Raw genomic sequence first — 19,084 nt, 5'->3', positions numbered from 1 at the left:
GTCGTTCTTGCATTAGGACCAGACTGATAATCCATGGTCTATCACACAACTGTCAGATTGCCTCGTAACTACTTCACTTTAATATAGGGATTCAGGCGATTTTAAAGTGGTGGGTCGACTGGGACTTGAACCCAGAACCAATTGCTTAAAAGGCAACTGCTCTACCGATTGAGCTACCGACCCATTGGCCGTGTTTCCGCGATACGGATCCAGCGTAAAGTTGACTAAAAAGGAGCCGATCGAAGCCAAGCGCAAGCACAAATTTGAAACTAACACTACAATGCTCGATCCCTCACTCAACTAGGGTCAGCCTCAGGCTTGGGCTTGAACTTCGCTGCGGTTTTCGTCTGAATGTGAGTTTCACTCATGGTCTTCAATTTAAAGAAAATCCTGCGCGCGCTCCTGCTGTCGACTTCTGATCCGCTGTCTATTCGGGACATTCAAGCGGTTATCACCCGCTACCACCAGCAGGCCTCAGACGACCCAGAAGAGTCGCCAACCAACCCACCGCCCGGATCACGCCCGCCGTTTGAGCCCGAGCAAAGCGAGTTGAACGACATCATGGACCAGGTGCCGGCCCTCCTCACCGCCACACAAATTCGCGATGCCATGGACGCGATTTCCGCCGAGCTAATCGAAAAACGCGAGGTTTACCGCGTCGTTCAAGGCCCCGCGGGCTACCGCATCACCACCGCGCCCGATTACGCAGATTGGGTGCGCCTGCTGCGCAACGAAGCTCGCCCCATGCGCCTTTCACAGGCCGCCATGGAAACGCTCGCCATCGTCGCCTATCGTCAACCCGTTACCCGCGCTGAATTGGAAGCCATCCGTGGCGTCTCGGCCGATGGAGCCATCAATCGCCTCCTCGAGCACGAGCTGGTGGTCGTCACTGGCCGCGCGGACCTACCCGGTCGCCCGATTCAATACGGCAGCACGGACAAATTTCTAGAGTTCATCGGTATTCAATCGATTGAAGAACTCCCTGCCTCGGATGTGCTTTCGCCGAGCCAGATAACGGAGTGGATTCGCCAGGCAACTCAGGGAGAACAGGAAGTCACCGAGCAAGATGTCGGCCTGCCCAGTGAAGAACCACAGCAACAGCTGCCAGTGGATGACGGTGAGTTCGACGCGGAGCCGGAGCCCGCAGTCGCTGAAAGCGAAGCACCAGAGGATCCGGCCATCAATCCATCCGCAGAGGACGAAGCCCCGAAGCTCGCTTAGCACCCTGGCCTTTCCCTTCCCAAGCTAGCATTTGCATCAGGTGCAAATCTAACGGTCCAGCGGGACACTGGAGCCCCCCAGGGGGGGGGAGTAAATAGGCAGACCCTAAACTGTCAGAGAACAAGCAACCCGCCCAATCGCCGGCTTTGGGCGTAGGTCGGGCCATTGCGGTCCGTAGGCCACAATGTGGACGTCGCGCGGGCTTTCGCTTGCTGGCATAGACTGGCCATTGCTGCGGAGTGGAAGCGCGTCGCCGCGCATCGGTCCAGCCAAAGAACTTGGCTGGCCTGGGGGCGTCGTCCACCAACCGGCTGTCACCCGGCAGGCGTCGAATAAGCCCCGTCCAAGAACGCTTTTCCAAGCGCTCCAGCGGTCCACTGACAAAGGGCAGTCGCAAAGCGTCCACGCTGCGCGACTTAACTACGACGCCCCAGCTAAGGCGGCGTTTCAAACTGGCTGAGAGAGTGATTCATGGCGGTATTTGGCTTGGGAAAATGCTGCCACTCGGACAGTTAATACATAAACAAGAAAACACTAAACATTTGCGCCAATTCCGCAACCCAAAAAGTGAACGCGCGAGCATTTTTTTAAGACAAATTTAGCCTGCGCCTCGCAAGTTTGGAGTGCGCCAGCCCACTGGCGCTTTTAGCATTTTTCGAAAACGGAGAAGGTTCAAATCCGCACAGTTCCATCCTAAAGCGCCAGAGGACTGGCGCACTCCATAGCCCAGCAAGCGTGAGCCTGAGGCGTCAAAGCTCCTCATCCACGTTGACAAACCCGTCCAATGATAATACTGGTTATAATTCAATGGACGCGCCTCAATACCGACCGCCAACACCTCCCCGTTGCAAGCGGTGGGAACTGCCGCCATCGGCGCGTTTTCCGACTGGCCGAGAACGGGATCGGCGCACGGAACCGCGCAAAATGAGCTTCTGGAAGACCTTAGCGCAGATTGAATTCACCTTGGAGAGCATCCTTGGCATCACTGCCTATATCGTCGTTTCAATCGCTTTACTCTGCACCCACTGGATATGGGGCTTGGCAATGACGCTCGCTTTCGCGCTTGCCCTACTCGCCTACCGCACCCAAACACGGCGACGTAAGCGTTAGCGAGCCCACCGCCCCTGCCCTTTTTCCTTTAATCTTTGTCCTTTTTCCTATCTCCTCCACCGCATGTCGATCGAAGCACGCCTCACTGAACTTGGTTATGAACTGCCGGCCGCGCCGGCGCCTGCGGGCAGCTACGTGCCCTTCGTCCGCGTGGGCAACATCCTGCACCTCGCCGGTGCCATCTGCCTGCAAAAGGGCGAGATGACGCACACGGGCAAAGTCGGCAAGCTCCGCGACATCAAGTATGGCCAGGACGCCGCCGCCGTGTGCGTGCTCAATTCGCTCGCCGTGGTGAAGTCCGCCGTCGGCAGCCTGGATGCGATCAAGCAAGTGGTGATGGTCAACGGCTTCGTCAACGCCGACGAAGGCTTCACCGACAGTCCGGCCGTGATCAACGGCGCGTCCGACCTGCTGGTCTCGCTCCTGGGCGACAAGGGCAAGCACGCCCGCGCCGCCGTCGCCGTCAGCGGTTTGCCGAAGGACACGACCGTCGAGATCCAGATGATTGTCGAGGTGGAGTAAGAGGCACGCGGCTACTCAATAAAGGTCAAGTCATGAGACATGCTTACATACTTGTGATGTTGGCCTTAGTCTGCACTGGTTGCACCCAAGAATGGGGAAATTTGCCACCTTCCACATACTCTGGAATCGTTTATAATGAAGTAACCGACCAGCCAGTCGAAAATGCCACTGTCACCTTTGAGCGCTCAGCGCTCAAGTTCTCATGGTGGCCGATGGTAAAGAATGAGACTCTGGCAACGACAAAGACAAATTCCAGCGGAGAGTTCTTCGCAACGACCGAAACCGGCTACGCCCAATTCATCCGAGTAAATTCTGACAACGTAAAATATTGGGGAACGCTCGAAGTCGACTCCGACACCGAAGGGCCGCTGGCCATAGCAGTCAGGCCCTCATTCGCAACCAGTGACGTACGGATTTTTAATCGCGAAGAATCTCAAAAGCAATATGCCCTATTAGCTATCGCCACCAAGATCGTTCATTATCATGAAAAAAAGGGCGGCGCTTATCTCAGCTTGGCTGACTATCGCCAAAGAAATGTGATTAGTGAGGAAGATTATGAATTCATCTCAGAGAATTTTGATTTGTTTTCATTTCCTACAGAACCCGGATTTTCTAAAGTCTTTGTCATATGGGGCAATGGTCTGCCCGGAAGCGAGTATTTTGCTATCGACAGCATGACCTCTCCGATTCGCTTTACAACAGTCCCCAAGGACTTCACCTACCCTCCTAAAAAGCCTGAGTGAAACCTTTACAGCGCTGCGGCTTGTCTGGAGACTGCGCCCTACCTCTAGTCAGATGGCATCAAAAAAAGCCCGGCGCTTCCACCGGGCTTTAATTTTAAATTTGCTTACTTCAAACTCTTTCAGCGCGACGCGCTGAAAGCCGTTTAGCGCTCCTCCATCTTGACGTAAGGACGCTGCGTGTGGCCTTGGTAAATCTGGCGCGGGCGGTGGATGCGGGCGCCGCTCTCGGCGAGCTCCTTCCAGTTGGCGATCCAGCCCGGCATGCGACCGATGGCGAAGATAACCGTGATCAACGGCGCGTCCGACTTGCTGGTCTCGCTCCTGGGCGACAAGGGCAAGCACGCCCGCGCCGCCGTCGCCGTCAGCGGTTTGCCGAAGGACACGACCGTCGAGATCCAGATGATCGTCGAGGTGGAGTAAGAGGCAGCCCTACTGAAGGAAGCGTTGGAAATCAGCGTCCTGATCCCAACCATCGTAGTAGTATCGCACCGAAAAATCATCTGCCTTGACCAATGAAGCGATAAGATCAGAGCGAAGTAGTCTAGTTGCCGCCCGGAAACATGCCTGCCGAAACTCTAGTCTCATTTGATCCATAATTGCCTCTTTCTCGTAATACTCATCATCTTCGTAGCCTTTCGAATCCAACTCCACTTCGATGCGCTCAAACATAGCCAAGTGGTATCGGTTATAGTCGATAATTGATTGCTTTAGTCGCGTATCCATTGGATAGAAATCCCAATAGTCGAAAGACCATGGCCACTCATCATGACCATACATTGCAATGATTTCCTCATCAGATTTCTCGCCATGCCATTTCTGGTTTTGATTGCGAAATGACTCAGTCATCATTTCTAAACCACCTATGGTATTCAGACCGAGATTCAAATCCCAATCGGGCCCTTCATAAAAAAGCATTGAGCAAATCTCTTCGTCAGGATGTTTCGCCAAAAATGCGCCTAATTGAGCATCGAGAATATAAAATAAATTTTCTTCGATGATCGTCCAAACAATGTCAGTTGCGAACGTCCAAGACGCAACAGCATCAATCGAATTCAATTCACATTGATTCATCCGATCGCGACGAACCTGCTCTTCGCACTCGACACAATAGTAGGGCCCTGGCGATTTGCTTGAAACCCATGCCAAAGGGGCTGCACACCTTTCGCAGTTGGCTGCCGCCTTTTTACAGCGACCACAAAGCCCATCATTTACACGATGAGTCACTTCAAGAATCATTGCGCCGCATTTTATACAAGGTATTCGATCTGATGCCATATGTCAGTGAAATGTAATAGATTTCATGAGAATGGGAATCATACAAAACGCAAAAAAAGCCCGGCGCTTCCACCGGGCTTTAATTTTTAATTTGCTTACTTTAAACTCTTTCAGCGCGACGCGCTGAAAGCCGTTTAGCGCTCCTCCATCTTGACGTAAGGACGCTGCGTGTGGCCTTGGTAAATCTGGCGCGGGCGGTGGATGCGGGCGCCGCTCTCGGCGAGCTCCTTCCAGTTGGCGATCCAGCCCGGCATGCGGCCGATGGCAAAGATAACCGTGAACATGTCCAGCGGAATGCCGATCGCGCGCAGGATGATGCCGCTGTAGAAGTCGACGTTCGGGTAAAGGTTGCGGCTGACGAAGTAGTCGTCCTCGCGGGCCTTGGTTTCGAGGCGGCGGGCGATGTCGAGCAGCGGGTCATTGATGTTGAGCGCGGCGAGCACCTTTTCAGCCGAGGCGCCGAGGATCTTGGCGCGCGGGTCGTAGTTCTTATAAACACGGTGACCGAAGCCCATGAGACGGGTTTCGCCGGTCTTGGCGCCTTCGATGAACTTGGTGCCGTCGTCGCCGGAGTCGTAGATGTCCTGAAGCATCTTGACCACAGCCATGTTTGCGCCGCCATGCAGCGGGCCCCACAGGGCGCAGACGCCAGCGGACACGGAGGCAAAGAGGTTGGCGCCGCCGGAGGCCACCATGCGAACGGTGGAGGTGGAGCAGTTTTGCTCGTGGTCGGCGTGCAGGAGGAAGATCAGGTCGAGCGCCTTGGTCACGTCGTCGTGGAAGACATAGTCGTGATACGGCTCGGAGAACATCATGTGGAGGAAGTTCGCGCAGTAGCCGATGTTGTGCTTCGGGTAGATGAAGGGCTTGCCGGTCTTCATCCGGTAGGACATCGCGGTGACGGTGCGGACCTTGGCCAGCAGAGTCGCGGCGGCGTCGTCAAAGTTTTCGAGGTCCTTCTCGCGGTCGTTGGTGGCGAGCTCCGGGTAGTAGCTGCCGAGAGAGTTCAGCAGCGCGGAGAGAATCGCCATCGGGTGCGCGGTCGACGGGAAGCCGTTGAAGAGGTTCTTCATCCCCTCGTGAATCGGCGCGCCGCGCAGGATGCGACGGGAGTAGGTGCGAAGCTGCTCAGCGCTGGGCAGCTCGCCGTAAATGGTCAGGTAGGCGGACTCGATGAAGTTCGAGCTCTCGGCCAGCTCTTCGATCGGGTAGCCGCGGTAGCGCAGGATGCCTTTCTCGCCATCGATGAAGGTGATCTTGCTTTGGCAAGAGCCGGTGTTGCCGTAGCCCTCGTCGTAAGTCACATAGCCAGTCTGGGCGCGTAGCTTGCGCGTATCAATCGCGCGCTCGCCCTCGGTGCCTTCGAGAATGGGGAGGGTATAGTTTTCGTTTCCAATGCGAATAGTGGCGGTATCGTCCATAATAGAAATAAGCTGTGCTAACGGGAGCGAACAGAATCCACAAAGTTGCGATAGATTTGCAAGCCTTTGGATTGGCTTTTCTCCGGATGGAACTGCGTAGCGAAGCAATTGCCGCGCCGGACCGCGCTCACAAATCGCTCACCATACTCCGTTTCACCCCAAACCAGGTCGGCGTCGTCCGTCTCCACGCGATAGCTGTGGACGAAATAAAATTGATCGCCGTTTTCGACGCCAGAAACCGATTGATCCGCCGAATCCTTGAATTCAACGGCGTTCCAGCCCATGTGCGGAATTTTATACTCCGGCGGCAACTGGAATTTTTTTACCTTTCCGGAAAAAATTCCCAGCGCGGGCGAGTCGCCTTCTTCGCTGTATTCGAAGAGCGCCTGCATGCCCAAACAGATGCCAAAGTATGGCTTATCCGCATTAATCCATTCACTAATAGTTGTCGCAAAGCCGGTTTGGCGGAGCGCTTCCATGCAATGCGGCATGCCCCCCTGCCCCGGAAAAATGAGCGCAGCGGGGTCCCCGACCTTCTCCGGAGAGTCGGCCAGATAGACGTCCGCGCCCACGTGCTCCCACGCACGCATGACGCTGCGCAGGTTGCCCATGCCGGGGTCGATGATCGCAAGTTTCGGCGCCATAAATTATTGTCCAGAGTTCTGAGTTTTCAGTGCGCCAACGCGCCTGCGGGTAGGGACGGTTGCCCTCAACCGTCCGCTTTCCATTCTGATAAATGTAGGGCTCGCGCTTGCATGATGCCCGACATGACAACGCAGCGGACGGTTGAGGGCAACCGTCCCTACCCGCAGCATCAGAGAATTACTCCCCAGCTTCGTCATTACAAAGCTTCCTTCGTGCTGGGCAAGCGGTCGCCCAAGCGCGGATCGATCTGCGTCGCGACATCGATGGCGCGGGCAAAGCATTTAAAGAGCGACTCGGCGATGTGGTGCGGCTCCTCGCCGTATTCGAGCTTCATGTGCAGGTTAGCGCCCACGGCGTTGGTGAACGCCTGGAAGAACTCCTTGACCAGCGCGATGTTGAAGTCGCGGATCATCACATTGCTCGCCTCCACCTTGTAGCGGAAGATCGGGCGGTTGCTGAGGTCGATCGCCACCTGCGCGAGGCACTCGTCCATCGGCAGGATGAAGAACCCGTAGCGTTTCATGCCGCGCTTGTCGCCGACGGCCTGCTTGATCGCTTCGCCGAGCACGATGCCCACGTCTTCCACCGTGTGGTGGTAGTCGATCTCGATGTCGCCCGTGGCCTTGACCTGGAGGTCGAACAAGCCGTGGCGCGCGAACAGGTCGAGCATGTGGTCGAAGAACGGCACGCCCGTGTCAATGGACGACTCGCCCACACCATCAAGATTGATGGTGAGCTCGATCTGCGTTTCCTTCGTGTCGCGCTTGATGGTCGCGGTGCGCGCGGTGTTGGTTACTTCTTCTGCCATTGGTCCAAAATTTCGCCGAGGCGGTTCATTTCTTCAGCGCTGCCCACGCTGATACGGAGGAATGATTGAGTCAAGGCGTGGTTCGGAAACGCACGCACGAGGATTTTGTTGTCCGTGAGGAACTGGAAAAGGTACTGCGCGACGTCCTTGCCCGTCTCGCCCACCGCATTCTTCGGCTCCACAAAGTGAAAATTCGCCTCGGTGGGAAACGCATACCAGCCGCGCTGCGCGTAATCCGCCGTCGCCGCGTCGCGGAGCTGCTTGATCTCGGCGATCTTGCCGTGGTAATACGCCTGGTCGCCAATTGCCGCCACCGCCGCAGCCTGCGCCAAGCGGTCGAGGTTGTAGCTGTCGCGCACGCGGTCCAGCAGATCAATGACCTCGGGGCTCGCCATCGCGTAGCCCACCCGCATGCCCGCGAGCGCGTAAGCCTTGGAAAAGCTGCGGACGATTACCAAGCGCGGGTTGTCCGCGAGCAAGGACACGCAGTCCTCTTCCGCAAACGGCGCGTAGGTTTCATCGACCACGAGGATGCCAGGAAACTTGTCCAGCAGCGCCTTGACCTGCGCCGGCTTGAACGCGACGCCCGTGGGCGCATTCGGCGAAGTCAGGAAAAAGATGTTCGCGCCGGAGTTCGCAATGGCGTCCATCGGCAGCGCGAAGCTGCGGTCGAACTCGACCTCGATCATCTCCGCGCCCTGGATGTTGCGCAGCACCGTATATAAAGAATAGCTGGGCACGGTCATCCCGGCCGGATTCGTCTTGTCCACGAACACGCGCATCAGCAGGTTGAGCACGTCATCGCAGCCGTTACCGGCAAGCACCTGCTCCGGCGCGAGGCCATGATGCTCCGCGAGCGCCTTGCGCAGCGGCGCGCTGGTCGGGTTCGGGTAAAGCCGGAGGCCCTTGGCCGCATTGGCCAGCTCGGCCTGAATGCCCTCAATGACTTTCGGGCTCGGCGGGAAGGGATTCTCGTTCGTGTTGAGTTTTACCCAGCCGGAATCGGTCGGCTGCATACCGGGCACGTACGCGTGCATCGCCGCCACATGCGGCAGCGCCAGGGATTCGATGGAGACGTCGGAGTTCATGGAAAAACCCTGTGTCGTAGCCGGTTGCAGGCCCAGCGGCAAGAATATTGGGAGGTGGTAGGGACGGTTGCCCTCAACCGTCCGCCGCGTTAGCTGGGCCATGTAACTGAAACCGGACGGTTGAGGGCAACCGTCCCTACCCTTTGCAAGGCAAGTATGTGATCTAACTCAATTGCCTTCCTTTGGGCACAATATCGCTTCGCCCCAACCACTCGCCGTGCTCAGATATTGCCCGAAAACGCGTCGGCTCGACACCACCCGGCACGAGAGCGCGGTCACCGTTAAGGCACCGAAGCCCGCAAACGCAAAGTGCGCCGCCGTCAGCCAAGTCCACGGCGCACCAAACCCGAGGAACGTCGATCCACTGAGAAACACGCCCAGCCAGAATAAGCTACCCACCACGAAGACCCACGCCCCCGCGAGCGCAAACTCCTCGGGCAGGCGGGCGGGAAGCAAGATCGCACGCCTAAGCAGCAATGCCCCGGCCCCGATTGCCAACATGGTCGGCCACGCAAGCAGCAGAATGACGCTTAAATCTGACATAAATACAAAATGACAATTGCCCGCGCAAAAGCTTTTGTCCAGCCGCGTTGCGCTGGGCTCGGCAAGGTTTATTGGTAGCCTTCGAAAAGCGTTAAATCTTTCGCTTAAATCTCCGCTTCTTCTTTGCCGAAGCCAAAACCGCATCCACCTTCATAGTAAAATCGCCGTAGATATCGAGATCAGCATCATACCAACATTGCCGCTCACGGATGTAACTCAAAGCGTCAGAAACCGCCTCCCAAACTTCAATCAGAAACCGGCTTTCATTCTCTAGCTTGAAATCAATGAGAGAAATGAACGCACTGGCGGCGCCAGAATCATTCTGACTACGCTCACTCTTAAGGTAATTTATAAATGCCATGATGTAGAATTGAAATGGTTTCACCGGCATCCACATCAAGTCTTCCTTATAAATATGCGCGTTCTCTGCAAAAAGCTCTTCTGCCCTCTCCAATGAGCGACCATAGAAATGCTCCATCGCTCTTTCTTCATCCAGCGCAATGTCATTCCGGCCGTAGCCCCAGTCCCACTTATTTGGTATATCCATAAATTGAAAACGGAGAAAAACCGCTCCTCCCTTTAGCTCTTCCGGCCCTCGTCGTATTCGAAGTATTCGATCATGGTTTGGATTTCGTCGCGGTCGGCGAGGCCGCTCTCTGCTTTGCGGCGGGCGACGATTTCTGCGGCGGGATCGTTTTGACCACGCTTGCTTAAGTAGTCGTTCCAGATCGCGATATCGAGTTCGTTGAGCTCGCGGCCGGTGGCAAAACACCAGTCGAGCACGGCCTCGTCCGAGCCGCCGTCCAAAGTTTTGGCGACGAGTGCGTCATAGGGCACACGGAGAAAGCCCGCACAGCGTTCGTCGAAGCCTTTACCGAGGTTGTCGACGAAGTCTTCGCGCAGCTCGCCGCGCGCGTGCTTGCGGATCTTGTCCAGCATGCGCGGGAAGTAGATCATGCCCTTGGTCGTTTCGTATGCGGAGATCGGTGTTTCTTTCATGATGTTCTATTTTGGAAATTTCGTAATCGTATGCTGCGTAAACATTGCCCCTCAGCCCTTTCGCACAGTGTGCGAAACATCGGATGCAACGGCACGTTGCTGCTGCTGCCGCTGCCGGACGACGATGCCGCTGCCGGCAACGATAAGCGTGCTGCCCAGGATGATTGGCAGGCCGTAGGTTTCGTGGAAAAACGCCATGCCGCCCACCGCATTCATGATCGGCAAAATGAGTTGGATCGACGCGCCCTTGGCCACGGACAGGTGTTCGTAGGCAACGGTCATCGCCATCTGGCCGCCGGCCACCAGCACGCCGCCGCCAATCATCATCGCGACGTAACCATAGCCCGGCGCGAAGTCCGCCAACGCCATAAACGGCACAACCGTCAGCATGCCATAGACCGCCTGCGCCGCGTAGATGGTCGTGCTGCGCTCCGTCCGCACGAGCAGGCGAATCATCACGACCACGATCCCGGCAACCATCGCGCCAGCAATCGCAACCAGGTGGTAAACGCCCACGCCGTCCAGCGAGAAGCCGCACAAAATCGGGATCCCCGCAAACGCTACGACGAGGCCCACGATCTGCATGCGCCCGAGCCGCTCGCTCAGAAACAACGCCGCAAACAGCGCGGCCCAGAGCACGTAGGTGAGGTTGATCACGCTCGCGGTTCCGAGATCCATGTGGAAGACCGTGGTGTAAAACAAGGCCAGCCCAATGGCGCCCAGCACCCCGCGCACGATCAACAACGGCCGATGAAAAATCCGCAGCATCTGGCGCGAGTTGCCTCCGGCCAGCATCACGGCAAACGCCGTGCCCGCGACGCCGCGGTAGAAGTTGACCGCCCAAAAGGACACCTCGCCGCTCGCGCCCACGTATTTGACGATGAGGCAGTTCGCGCTGAAAAGCACGACGGACAGGAGCATCAGGGAGACGCCCTGCGCGTTGGCGCTCAGGTTAAGTGCGGGTATTCGTATGTGTTTTGCGATCATTGGTCGAGGAAGGCCCCGAACCGAACAGCTACTCTGAAAACACGCGTTTTGCAATCCACAGAGGCCATCCAGTTAAGGCCTCTGTTTGGTGTTCGTTAAACACGCACAACAGACGCCCCGTCGTTCCAAATTCGAACGACGACCATCCAAAGGTTGAGGTGTTTTGTGCTAAACATTGCAAGTTGGAGCATGGGAGCGGAGCGCTTCATGTCAATGCGTATTATTTTTTAGCCACGGATGGACGCGGATTAAACACGGATGCAAGTCAAACGCTTTGCTCTCTCACAAAGGCACGAAGACACAAAGAAATATTACATTCTTAAATCCTTCGTGTCTTCTTAAAAAATCCTAATCCTGCCTCACTGCATCCGCGTTTAATCCGCGTCCATCCGCGGCTAAAAATCGCGCCCTACAGCCTACAGCTTCGCCACGGCTTTCGCCATACGATCGAGCGCCTGCTCGAGGATCGAGCGCGGGCAGCCGAAGTTCAGGCGCAGGTAATTGCCGTCGGCAAAGTCCGAACCCGGCGAAAGGCCCACACCGTTTTCAACAAAGAATGCATGCGGGTTGGCAACGCCTTTGGCTTTCAAGCCTTCCACGTTCATCCACGCAAGATAGGTCGCCTCCATCTTTTGCTGGAACTCAATGCCCGGCAAACTTTGCGATACAAAGTTATAAAGGTAGTCGCGGTTCGAAGTCAGCTGTTCGATCAACGCCTGGCGCCACGGCTCGCCGTGGTTGTAGGCAGCGGCGCAGCCAGCGTAGCCAAATGGATTCACCTCGGTGATGAAGCCCCGCGCGGCGCGTTGGAACTTGGCGCGCAGTTCCGGGTTTTTAATGACCGCAAACGAGCACGCGAGGCCGGGGATGTTATACGTCTTGCTCGGCGCATTGAGGGTGACGGTCATGTCGTCAATCTCGTCGCTGAGCGTGGCCGTCATGCGGTGCTTTTTGCCGTCGTAAAGGAGGTCGCAGTGAATCTCGTCCGAGATCAAGATGAGGTCGTGGCGTTTGCAGAAATCCACCAGCGCTAGGAGCTCGTCGTCGCGATAAACGCGGCCCACCGGATTGTGCGGATTGCACAGGATGAAGGTGCGCGTCTTGGGCGTCACCTTGGCTTCGAGGTCTTCGAAATCAAAGGTCCACTCGCCATCGGTCAGCTTCAGGTGGCTGGTGATGCACTCCTTGCCTTGCCAGGGGCCACAGGAGAGGAACGGCGGGTAAACTGGCGTGCAGGTCAGGATCGCATCGCCGGGTTCGCCATAGGCACGGGCCGCTACGTTGAGCGCGGGCACCACGCCGGGCAGCCAATGTAGCCACTCGGCCTTGGCCTCGTAGCCATGCACGCGGGACAGGTAGCCCAGCACGGAGTCGACGACTTCGGCAAACGGCTTGGTGTAGCCCATCACGCCGTGGTTCACGCGATCGGTCAGCGCGCCGAGCACCTCGGGCGCGGACACGAAGTCCATGTCGGCCACCCACAGGGGCAGCACATCGCTGCCGGCATATTTGTCCCACTTGAGGGAGCCGGTGTTGGAGCGGTCGAGGATGCTGGTGAAGTCGTAAGCCATGACGAAAAGAGGAACAGCACACGCCGAAATTCAACTGCGGGCAAGCGTTTTCAGCGGGATTTGAAAGTGGCCAGCCTCGCACAATACCGACTCCAGGAAGCACGCTACCCCTCAACTGGCAGTTCCAGCAGAATCGCCCCAAAACATCGCCGTTTCGTCTACCGGGCGATGATTTGCAGAACGCCGGTTACGACGCTACGAAGCTGCTCAGCGACGGAGGCTTCCGAGGCTTTTTCAAACTGCGACAGTAAGCTGAAGGGCGGGCGCGTGGGGGCGCCATTGGCCTGCAAAATTGGTGATGAATACCCTCGGCTCTGGGTCTCATTGATGCCGGAGCCCACCGTGACGTGGCTCCAGTAGCCAGACGTTTTCCACGTCAATGCGCGCTCTAGGTAGCACAGCTGAAAACCGGTTAGCCGTTCTTCGGCGTCATACCATGCGGTGAATTCCAAACCGTCGCCGCCCCACCACCGGCGTTTGCCAGCCCCGGGTTCCTGCTTCACGTATTTGAATTCACGTAACATGATACCCGGTAAACTACCCATTAACACCCGCTAGAGCAATCCAGCTGTGATAACCCCACTCTTTTTTACAATTTCCTCACCACCAGCGTCCCGCTGGACCGTCGGATGCGTTGCATCCGGATTGGCGCATTGCGCCAATGGGGTTGAGGTCGGGCGAAGCTCGCCTTTGCCACTACAATGGAACTGCGGATCGAGGACGCGCCTGCGCTACCTCAGTCAGCTCGATTGGCCATTTGCCCACTGGGCAAATCCATGGATGCAACCGCAGGTTGCTAGCGGTCGAACTTGAAGATGAGTTCGCCTTCGCGGGAATAGCCGAGGCGTTCGCGGACGGCGCGCTCGACCATGTCGGGATTGCTCTGCAACTCCGCGAGGTAAGCTTGCTGCTCGGCATTGCGCTGTTTCAACTCGATGAGCTTGGCCTGGGCCTGCGCATTGCGGTCGTTGAAGGCATTGTATTCGCGCCAGGACTGCATCAAGATCACGCCAAAAATCGCGCAAGCGCCCGCCAAGGCGAAGGCCAAGGCTGGGAGGATCATCTGATATTTACGCATTTCGTTCATGGCGCGACAGGTTACGACAAGCAGACTTTGCAAAACAAAGCTCGGCATGCCAAGGAAAAAACCCTCGCCATCACGTAACATTTAGCTAGGTCTAGAGGCCTCGAAGGGCGCACGAATGCTGCTACTGGCCGTTTTCATGACGGTTACGCGCGCCTCAAAACGTCATCTGCTGGAAGTTTGAAAATTTTGGAAAAAAATTACGCGCTATTGTGCTCGGCGGATTCTTCCGCTTAAACAACCCTTCGATAAGCCACCGCGTGGCGACACTCCCAAGACCGTAACAGAATTTGTAAGCCAATCGATGTATCAGGATTTTTTCGGACTCAGCGAAATGCCGTTCAACGTGACGCCGGACCCGAAGTTTCTCTACTTGAGTCCCACTCACCAGGACGCGCTGGCCCACCTGCGCTACGGGATTCAGGAGAAGAAGGGCTTCATCGTGCTCACGGGCGAGGTCGGTTGCGGTAAGACCACCCTCTGCCGCACGCTGCTGGGTGAGCTCGACGAGAAGCCCGAAGTCGAAACGATCCTTATCCTCAACCCGCGCATCTCGGAGCAGCAGTTGCTGTTTAATATCCTGCACGAGTTGGGAGAAGAAATTCCGGAAAGCAGCCACATCGACCTGACGGCCCGGCTCAACGAAGCGCTGCTCAAGCGGATCCTCAACGGCAAGGAAATCGTCATGATTATCGACGAGGCGCAGAATTTATCGTTCGAGGTCATGGAGCAGTTGCGCTTGTTGTCCAACCTCGAAACGCACGACCAAAAGCTGCTGCAAATCATCCTCATGGGCCAACCGGAGCTCAACGAGAAGCTGCGCGAAAAGCGTTTGCGGCAGTTTCGGCAGCGGGTGCTGGTTTACTTCGATTTGCAACATCTTAACCGCGCGGAGTGCCAGGACTACATCCAGCATCGGCTGACCACCGCAGGCAGCAACGGCCGCCCGCGCTTCACTTTCTGGGCCCAGTGGCGCATCCACCGCTACACCCGCGGCACGCCGCGCCTGATCAACAATCTGTGTGACAAAGCGCTGCTGGCTGCCTATATTCGCGACTCCGAAGAAATCGGCTACGGCGATGTCGCCCGCGCCATTAAAGACCTTAAACGCCTTGGCTAAACTCAGCACTCTCTAGTCATGTCTCTCATCAACGAAGCACTGAAAAAGGCCCAGCGCGAGCGCGAGGGCGGCGATAAACCCGCCAAGCAGAACATCCCCAGCGTCGGTGGCTCCCACCCGCGCAAAAGCGGCAACCCAGCCGACAAGGGCAGCTTCAAGCTGATGCGCGCACTCGTGGTCGGCGGCATGGTGGCGGCAGTCTTCATTGCGGCGTTGGGTATCTTAATCAATGCGCTGAAGAAAAGTCCCGAGCCCGAGACGCCCGCGATCACCGAAGTGCCCGTCACGATTAAGCCCGCGAATGCGGAGTCCGCCCCGCAGCAAATTTCCTCCACGAAGCCCAGCGCGCCAACCGTGGCCAACGCCACTCCGCGCACCGCAGACCGCATTGCTTCCGAGCCTACGCCCGTCAGCCAAACCTTAGAAACACCTAGCGTGGCGCCACAAGTTGCTCCCGCGCCCAAACCAGCGCCAGCGCCGGACCCCACTCCTGCGCCTGTCGTTGCCCAAGCACCGGCACCCGTAATGCCTGAGCCAACTTTGCCTGAGCCCGCGCCGGAACCGGTCTCGCCCAAGCCATTGCCCAAACCAACTGTAGCCCAGGCAACACCCCCGGCTACCCAACCAGCAGCAACAACAGCGCCAACACCAAAGGTTGCTCAACCTGCACCCAAGCCTGTCGTGGCACAACCAACTCCCGAACCAGCAACCACTGCTGCACCCGCGCCAGTTTCAGTTGCATCAACACCCACACCAGCGCCACAGCCCGTGGCCCCTACTCCAACGCCAGCCAGCACTCCTGAGCCCGCAGCATCCGCACCGACCGTTTCCCAACCAGCGCCCGCCCCGGTCACGGCGCAACCAGCCACGACACCCGCTCCAAAGCCCGCGCCGGTCGTCATTCCGAACGAGCCAATGACCGTGAACCTGGACAACACGCCCGCGCCACAGCCCGCCATCCAGCCCATGCCACAGCAGCCGGTCACCACGCCGGAAACCACGGCGCCAACACCGGCGCCCACGCCAGCCACTCAAGGGGCCGATCCGAAAATCATTGCCTTTCTGCAAGCTTCCCGCATAACAGGCATCAAGGTTGCGGGCAGCAAAAGTCGCGTGCTGATGAACAATCAAGTGTTCAAAGTCGGCTCGATTGTTGAGGCGCAAAATCAATTGAAAATAACTGCTATTAATCCTAACGAAATTCAGTTCGTCGATGACTCAGGAGTCGAATACCGGAAGCAATTCCAGCGGTAAGCGTAAGCTGATTCTCCGCAAAAAGGGAGAGCCTGCACCAGCCACGTCACCCGCTGATTCCCCCGCCGAACAGCCCGCTGAGGAACCGGCGGAAAAGAAGCCCATTCGCATGAGCTTCAAGCGGTCCAGCGAAGAACCCGCGGAGGAAGCCACACCTGCCGCCGAGCCAGCAGCCTCAACCACGCCCCCCATTCCCACGCCACCGCCAGCTGCGGCCACGCCTCCCCCGGCTCCCGAGCCACAGGCCAACGAGTCAGAAAAGCCCAAGGTGCGCCTGGGCCTCAAACGTGGTTCGCAACCCGCTCAACCAAGCGATAGCGCCCCCACCTCTCCACCAGCCACGACTGAGCCTGAGCCGCCAGCGCCACCGGCGGCGGAGGCCCCTCAAGCTCCTTCGTCCGGGCCCGAAGAACCACCCCGTAAAAAGGTCAAACTCGGCCTAAAGCGCACCGCTTCCAGTGACGACGCGACCACCAGCGAGCAACCCAAAAGCGACATGAGCTGGGGCCTCTCTGAAGAGGAGCAAGCCACCAACAATACCTTTACCCCACCTCCACCAACAGGCGCGGCTCCGGCTGCGGCACCACCGCCGCCACCCCCCACAGGAGCCCCACCTCCACCGCCACTTGGCGGAGCGCAGGCTGGAGGTCCGCCACCTCCCCCCACTGCGGGTGGTCCACCACCAATTCCTGGCGCAAGCACACCGCCTCCTCCACCACCAGCAGGTGGCAGCATGCCACCCCCTCCTCCGACTGGCGGTACGAAAGCGCCACCCCCTGTCGGCAAACCGGCGCCCAAGCAAGATTTAGTCGGCGAAGAACTGGATAGCAAAAAGGGCCACGCCAAACACATCGTGATGGCAGTGGGCATCTTACTTGTGCTCATCGTGGGCATCGCCTTCGTGGGCATCATGCTCTTTACCGGGGGAGACCAAGAAGACCCCGCGCCACCACCAGCAACCGCAAGCGCCGAGCCCGAGTCTAAGCCCAAACCGACCAGCATTGCCGATATACCCAAGGAGTCCATCGACAAGGCCAAAGCCGCCGTTGCACAAGTGAATGAAAAATCGAACACGGATGAAATCCTTGGCGATTCCAAGCCAGCGGATTCAACTGCCGTAGTTGCGCCGCAGCCTGCACCCACGCCAACTGCTAAGCCCGCAGTAGTCGAAGGCCCACGCGCCGTCACCTATGGCCAGCAGGACCCGAACATTCTCGACTGGGTGGAGAATCTGCGCGGCATTCAAGTGGGTCGTGGTAAAATGATCCTCGATGGAACAACTTACCCAGCCGGTACCATTGTCAATCCCGAGCTAGGCATCCGCTGGATCGGTGAAGATAAGGCCCTCGGCCTGCTCTACTTCGAAGACGCCAACGGCGTGCGCTACGAAAAAGAATTCTAACTTCGTCGAGGTGAAGAAATGGAATGTTGACCACGAAGACGCGCTTCAAGGAAGGTCAATTGAGTTTTTAGAGAGCACTTTTCATCTAACTTGGCCGATCAGGCCGCAATGATTTTTCGTGTTCAGCAAGGCGGCTTGAGCGGCTGCGGGCTGTAAGTAAGTGCGTCAGAGAAAAGCCAACGAAGCTGACGCGGAAAAGCGCTCGGTTAAAGGCTTGGGGCCAGATTGGAAGGTCGCGGCGCTGGCATTTCAATCACGGGCTTACAGCCCGCTCAATCAATGCCGCCTTGCGCTGCTTACAATCTCATCCCCACCTGATTGGCCAAGTTAGATGAAAAGTGCCTTACAAGTGCGCCCTACCCGTTTCAGTTCGATAGGCCATTTCCGCAATGCGGAAATCCGGATGCAAGGCATCCGCCGGTCCAGCCGGAGGCTGGGGTTAGGGAGTATAGGGGCCGTTTTCGTTGAAGTACCAACGACCGAGGCCCGTCATGCTGCCAGCGCGGTAGTCGCGACCGTTGATGCGAACCATAATGTTCTGAATATTCTGCGCCACGATCATGATCGGACCATTGGCAGAGAAGGACACTTCTTCGCCGGCTTGCAGAGAACCGGACGCTTCGACAATGCGCTGATTGCCCTCCACCGTATTGACGACCACACTGGTGTCACCGAGCCCAACGAGGACCACATTCATCGATCCGGCGGTAGCAACCGTGGAATCCGTGTCGGTGGTGTCCGTGATGGCGGTGTCGGCAGGCGAATCATCCGGAGCATCGGAGTCACCGGGGAAAATCGACTGCACGAGCAGCGTCAGCAAAGTGAAAATAATGAAGACGCCCACGAAGATCGCGCCGATCTTCCAGTATAGCGAGGTGTCAGCCTGCTGCTCCATGCGCTCGGCTGGCTTGCCTTCGCCGCGATTGGGGCGGCTGCCTTCCTCGTCGTGGGTGCCAAAGGGCGGCGTGGACTCACTGCTGCCGAGCGGCGTGGTGCGCTCGGGCAAATCCATGCGGCCGAAAAATTCACGCGAATCACTGCGCTTTACCTTGCTGCGCCCGAGCATGACGGCCTCGAAGTCGGCCATGATTTTATCGGTGTCGAGCTTGAGGTAGCGGGCGTAGAGCTTGAGGAAGCCGCGCTTGTAAACATCGGGCAGATCGAAGTCGAAGTTATTACTCTCCAGACTCAGCAATAGGTCGCCACGGATTTTGGTAGCCTCAGAGGCCTCCCGTATCGATACCCCCTGACGCTTCCGCGCTTCCTCCAATCTGTCCCCGATGTTCGGCAT

The 19,084-nt window shown here is 57.4% G+C and carries 20 protein-coding genes, 1 tRNA gene and 1 pseudogene; 7 read left to right on the top strand and 15 right to left on the bottom strand.

From position 1 onward, the window contains the following. Positions 1-107 precede the first annotated feature (107 nt). Positions 108-183 (bottom strand) — tRNA-Lys (locus tag RBB62_RS08425). A 183-nt stretch (positions 184-366) separates the two neighbouring features. On the opposite strand from RBB62_RS08425, the gene scpB reads away from it, so the two are divergent. The 3 genes from scpB (at position 367) to RBB62_RS08410 (ending at position 3,596) form a co-directional block, all read left to right on the top strand. Then, entirely contained in the window at positions 367-1,221 is an 855-nt protein-coding gene (scpB, locus tag RBB62_RS08420; protein ID WP_309398300.1) for an SMC-Scp complex subunit ScpB, read from the top strand. A 1,173-nt stretch (positions 1,222-2,394) separates the two neighbouring features. After that, positions 2,395-2,853, top strand: coding sequence for a RidA family protein (locus RBB62_RS08415; protein ID WP_309398299.1), 459 nt, complete (start codon positions 2,395-2,397; stop codon positions 2,851-2,853). A 32-nt stretch (positions 2,854-2,885) separates the two neighbouring features. Then, entirely contained in the window at positions 2,886-3,596 is a 711-nt protein-coding gene (locus RBB62_RS08410) for a hypothetical protein (protein ID WP_309398298.1), read from the top strand. A gap of 143 nt (positions 3,597-3,739) precedes the next feature. On the opposite strand, the gene RBB62_RS20210 is transcribed toward RBB62_RS08410, so the two are convergent. After that, entirely contained in the window at positions 3,740-3,859 is a 120-nt protein-coding gene (locus tag RBB62_RS20210) for a hypothetical protein (RefSeq protein ID WP_343219080.1), read from the bottom strand. Between the two features lie 22 nt (positions 3,860-3,881). Here RBB62_RS20210 and RBB62_RS08405 point away from each other — a divergent pair. Beyond that, a pseudogene (locus RBB62_RS08405) lies at positions 3,882-4,016 on the top strand (RidA family protein); the annotation flags it as partial. Between the two features lie 9 nt (positions 4,017-4,025). On the opposite strand, the gene RBB62_RS08400 reads toward RBB62_RS08405, so the two are convergent. From RBB62_RS08400 to RBB62_RS08345, 12 genes are all read right to left on the bottom strand, one after another. After that, positions 4,026-4,832 (bottom strand): hypothetical protein, encoded by an 807-nt coding sequence (locus RBB62_RS08400; protein WP_309398295.1) that lies wholly within the window; start codon positions 4,830-4,832, stop codon positions 4,026-4,028. Between the two features lie 173 nt (positions 4,833-5,005). Continuing rightward, positions 5,006-6,292 carry a citrate synthase gene (locus RBB62_RS08395; protein WP_309398294.1) on the bottom strand — a complete coding sequence of 429 codons (1,287 nt, stop codon included), beginning with the start codon at positions 6,290-6,292 and terminating at the stop codon, positions 5,006-5,008. A 17-nt stretch (positions 6,293-6,309) separates the two neighbouring features. Beyond that, the gene (gene hisH / locus RBB62_RS08390) at positions 6,310-6,936 is read right to left on the bottom strand and encodes an imidazole glycerol phosphate synthase subunit HisH (protein WP_309398293.1); all 627 of its coding nucleotides are present in this window, start codon (positions 6,934-6,936) and stop codon (positions 6,310-6,312) included. A 197-nt stretch (positions 6,937-7,133) separates the two neighbouring features. Beyond that, positions 7,134-7,745: an imidazoleglycerol-phosphate dehydratase HisB gene (hisB, locus tag RBB62_RS08385; protein WP_309398292.1), complete on the bottom strand. Its 612-nt coding sequence runs from the start codon at positions 7,743-7,745 to the stop codon at positions 7,134-7,136. Further along, on the bottom strand, positions 7,730-8,935 hold the full coding sequence (gene hisC / locus RBB62_RS08380; RefSeq protein ID WP_309398291.1) for a histidinol-phosphate transaminase: 1,206 nt from the start codon (positions 8,933-8,935) through the stop codon (positions 7,730-7,732). The genes hisB and hisC overlap by 16 nt, the downstream gene beginning before the upstream one ends. Positions 8,936-9,001: 66 nt before the next feature. After that, the gene (locus tag RBB62_RS08375; RefSeq protein WP_309398290.1) at positions 9,002-9,376 is read right to left on the bottom strand and encodes a YndJ family transporter; all 375 of its coding nucleotides are present in this window, start codon (positions 9,374-9,376) and stop codon (positions 9,002-9,004) included. A 91-nt stretch (positions 9,377-9,467) separates the two neighbouring features. Then, on the bottom strand, positions 9,468-9,923 hold the full coding sequence (locus RBB62_RS08370; protein WP_309398289.1) for a hypothetical protein: 456 nt from the start codon (positions 9,921-9,923) through the stop codon (positions 9,468-9,470). A 32-nt stretch (positions 9,924-9,955) separates the two neighbouring features. Then, on the bottom strand, positions 9,956-10,375 hold the full coding sequence (locus RBB62_RS08365; protein WP_309398288.1) for a DUF5069 domain-containing protein: 420 nt from the start codon (positions 10,373-10,375) through the stop codon (positions 9,956-9,958). A 51-nt stretch (positions 10,376-10,426) separates the two neighbouring features. Further along, positions 10,427-11,362 carry a DMT family transporter gene (locus tag RBB62_RS08360; RefSeq protein ID WP_309398287.1) on the bottom strand — a complete coding sequence of 312 codons (936 nt, stop codon included), beginning with the start codon at positions 11,360-11,362 and terminating at the stop codon, positions 10,427-10,429. 416 nt (positions 11,363-11,778) lie between these two features. Continuing rightward, the gene (locus RBB62_RS08355) at positions 11,779-12,933 is read right to left on the bottom strand and encodes a MalY/PatB family protein (RefSeq protein ID WP_309398286.1); all 1,155 of its coding nucleotides are present in this window, start codon (positions 12,931-12,933) and stop codon (positions 11,779-11,781) included. A 158-nt stretch (positions 12,934-13,091) separates the two neighbouring features. Further along, positions 13,092-13,457 (bottom strand): hypothetical protein, encoded by a 366-nt coding sequence (locus RBB62_RS08350; RefSeq protein ID WP_309398285.1) that lies wholly within the window; start codon positions 13,455-13,457, stop codon positions 13,092-13,094. A 272-nt stretch (positions 13,458-13,729) separates the two neighbouring features. Further along, positions 13,730-14,068: an FtsB family cell division protein gene (locus tag RBB62_RS08345; RefSeq protein ID WP_309398284.1), complete on the bottom strand. Its 339-nt coding sequence runs from the start codon at positions 14,066-14,068 to the stop codon at positions 13,730-13,732. Positions 14,069-14,321: 253 nt separating this feature from the next. Between RBB62_RS08345 and RBB62_RS08340 the strand changes: the two genes are divergently transcribed. Genes RBB62_RS08340 through RBB62_RS08330 form a run of 3 tightly spaced genes read left to right on the top strand, consistent with a single transcriptional unit; the run spans position 14,322 to position 17,793 of the window. Next, positions 14,322-15,137, top strand: coding sequence for an ExeA family protein (locus RBB62_RS08340; RefSeq protein ID WP_309398283.1), 816 nt, complete (start codon positions 14,322-14,324; stop codon positions 15,135-15,137). Between the two features lie 18 nt (positions 15,138-15,155). Then, on the top strand, positions 15,156-16,391 hold the full coding sequence (locus RBB62_RS08335; RefSeq protein ID WP_309398282.1) for a hypothetical protein: 1,236 nt from the start codon (positions 15,156-15,158) through the stop codon (positions 16,389-16,391). Then, positions 16,351-17,793: a hypothetical protein gene (locus RBB62_RS08330; protein ID WP_309398281.1), complete on the top strand. Its 1,443-nt coding sequence runs from the start codon at positions 16,351-16,353 to the stop codon at positions 17,791-17,793. The genes RBB62_RS08335 and RBB62_RS08330 overlap by 41 nt, the downstream gene beginning before the upstream one ends. Before the next feature lie 439 nt (positions 17,794-18,232). Here RBB62_RS08330 and RBB62_RS08325 read toward each other — a convergent pair whose 3' ends face one another. Continuing rightward, positions 18,233-19,084: a helix-turn-helix domain-containing protein gene (locus tag RBB62_RS08325; RefSeq protein WP_309398280.1), complete on the bottom strand. Its 852-nt coding sequence runs from the start codon at positions 19,082-19,084 to the stop codon at positions 18,233-18,235.

The sequence above is a fragment of the Cerasicoccus maritimus genome, assembly GCA_031296935.1.
Classification (GTDB): Bacteria; Verrucomicrobiota; Verrucomicrobiia; order Opitutales; family Cerasicoccaceae; genus Cerasicoccus; species Cerasicoccus maritimus.
Note: the sequence above shows the minus strand (reverse complement) of the source record. Positions and strands in the feature narration are given on the sequence as shown.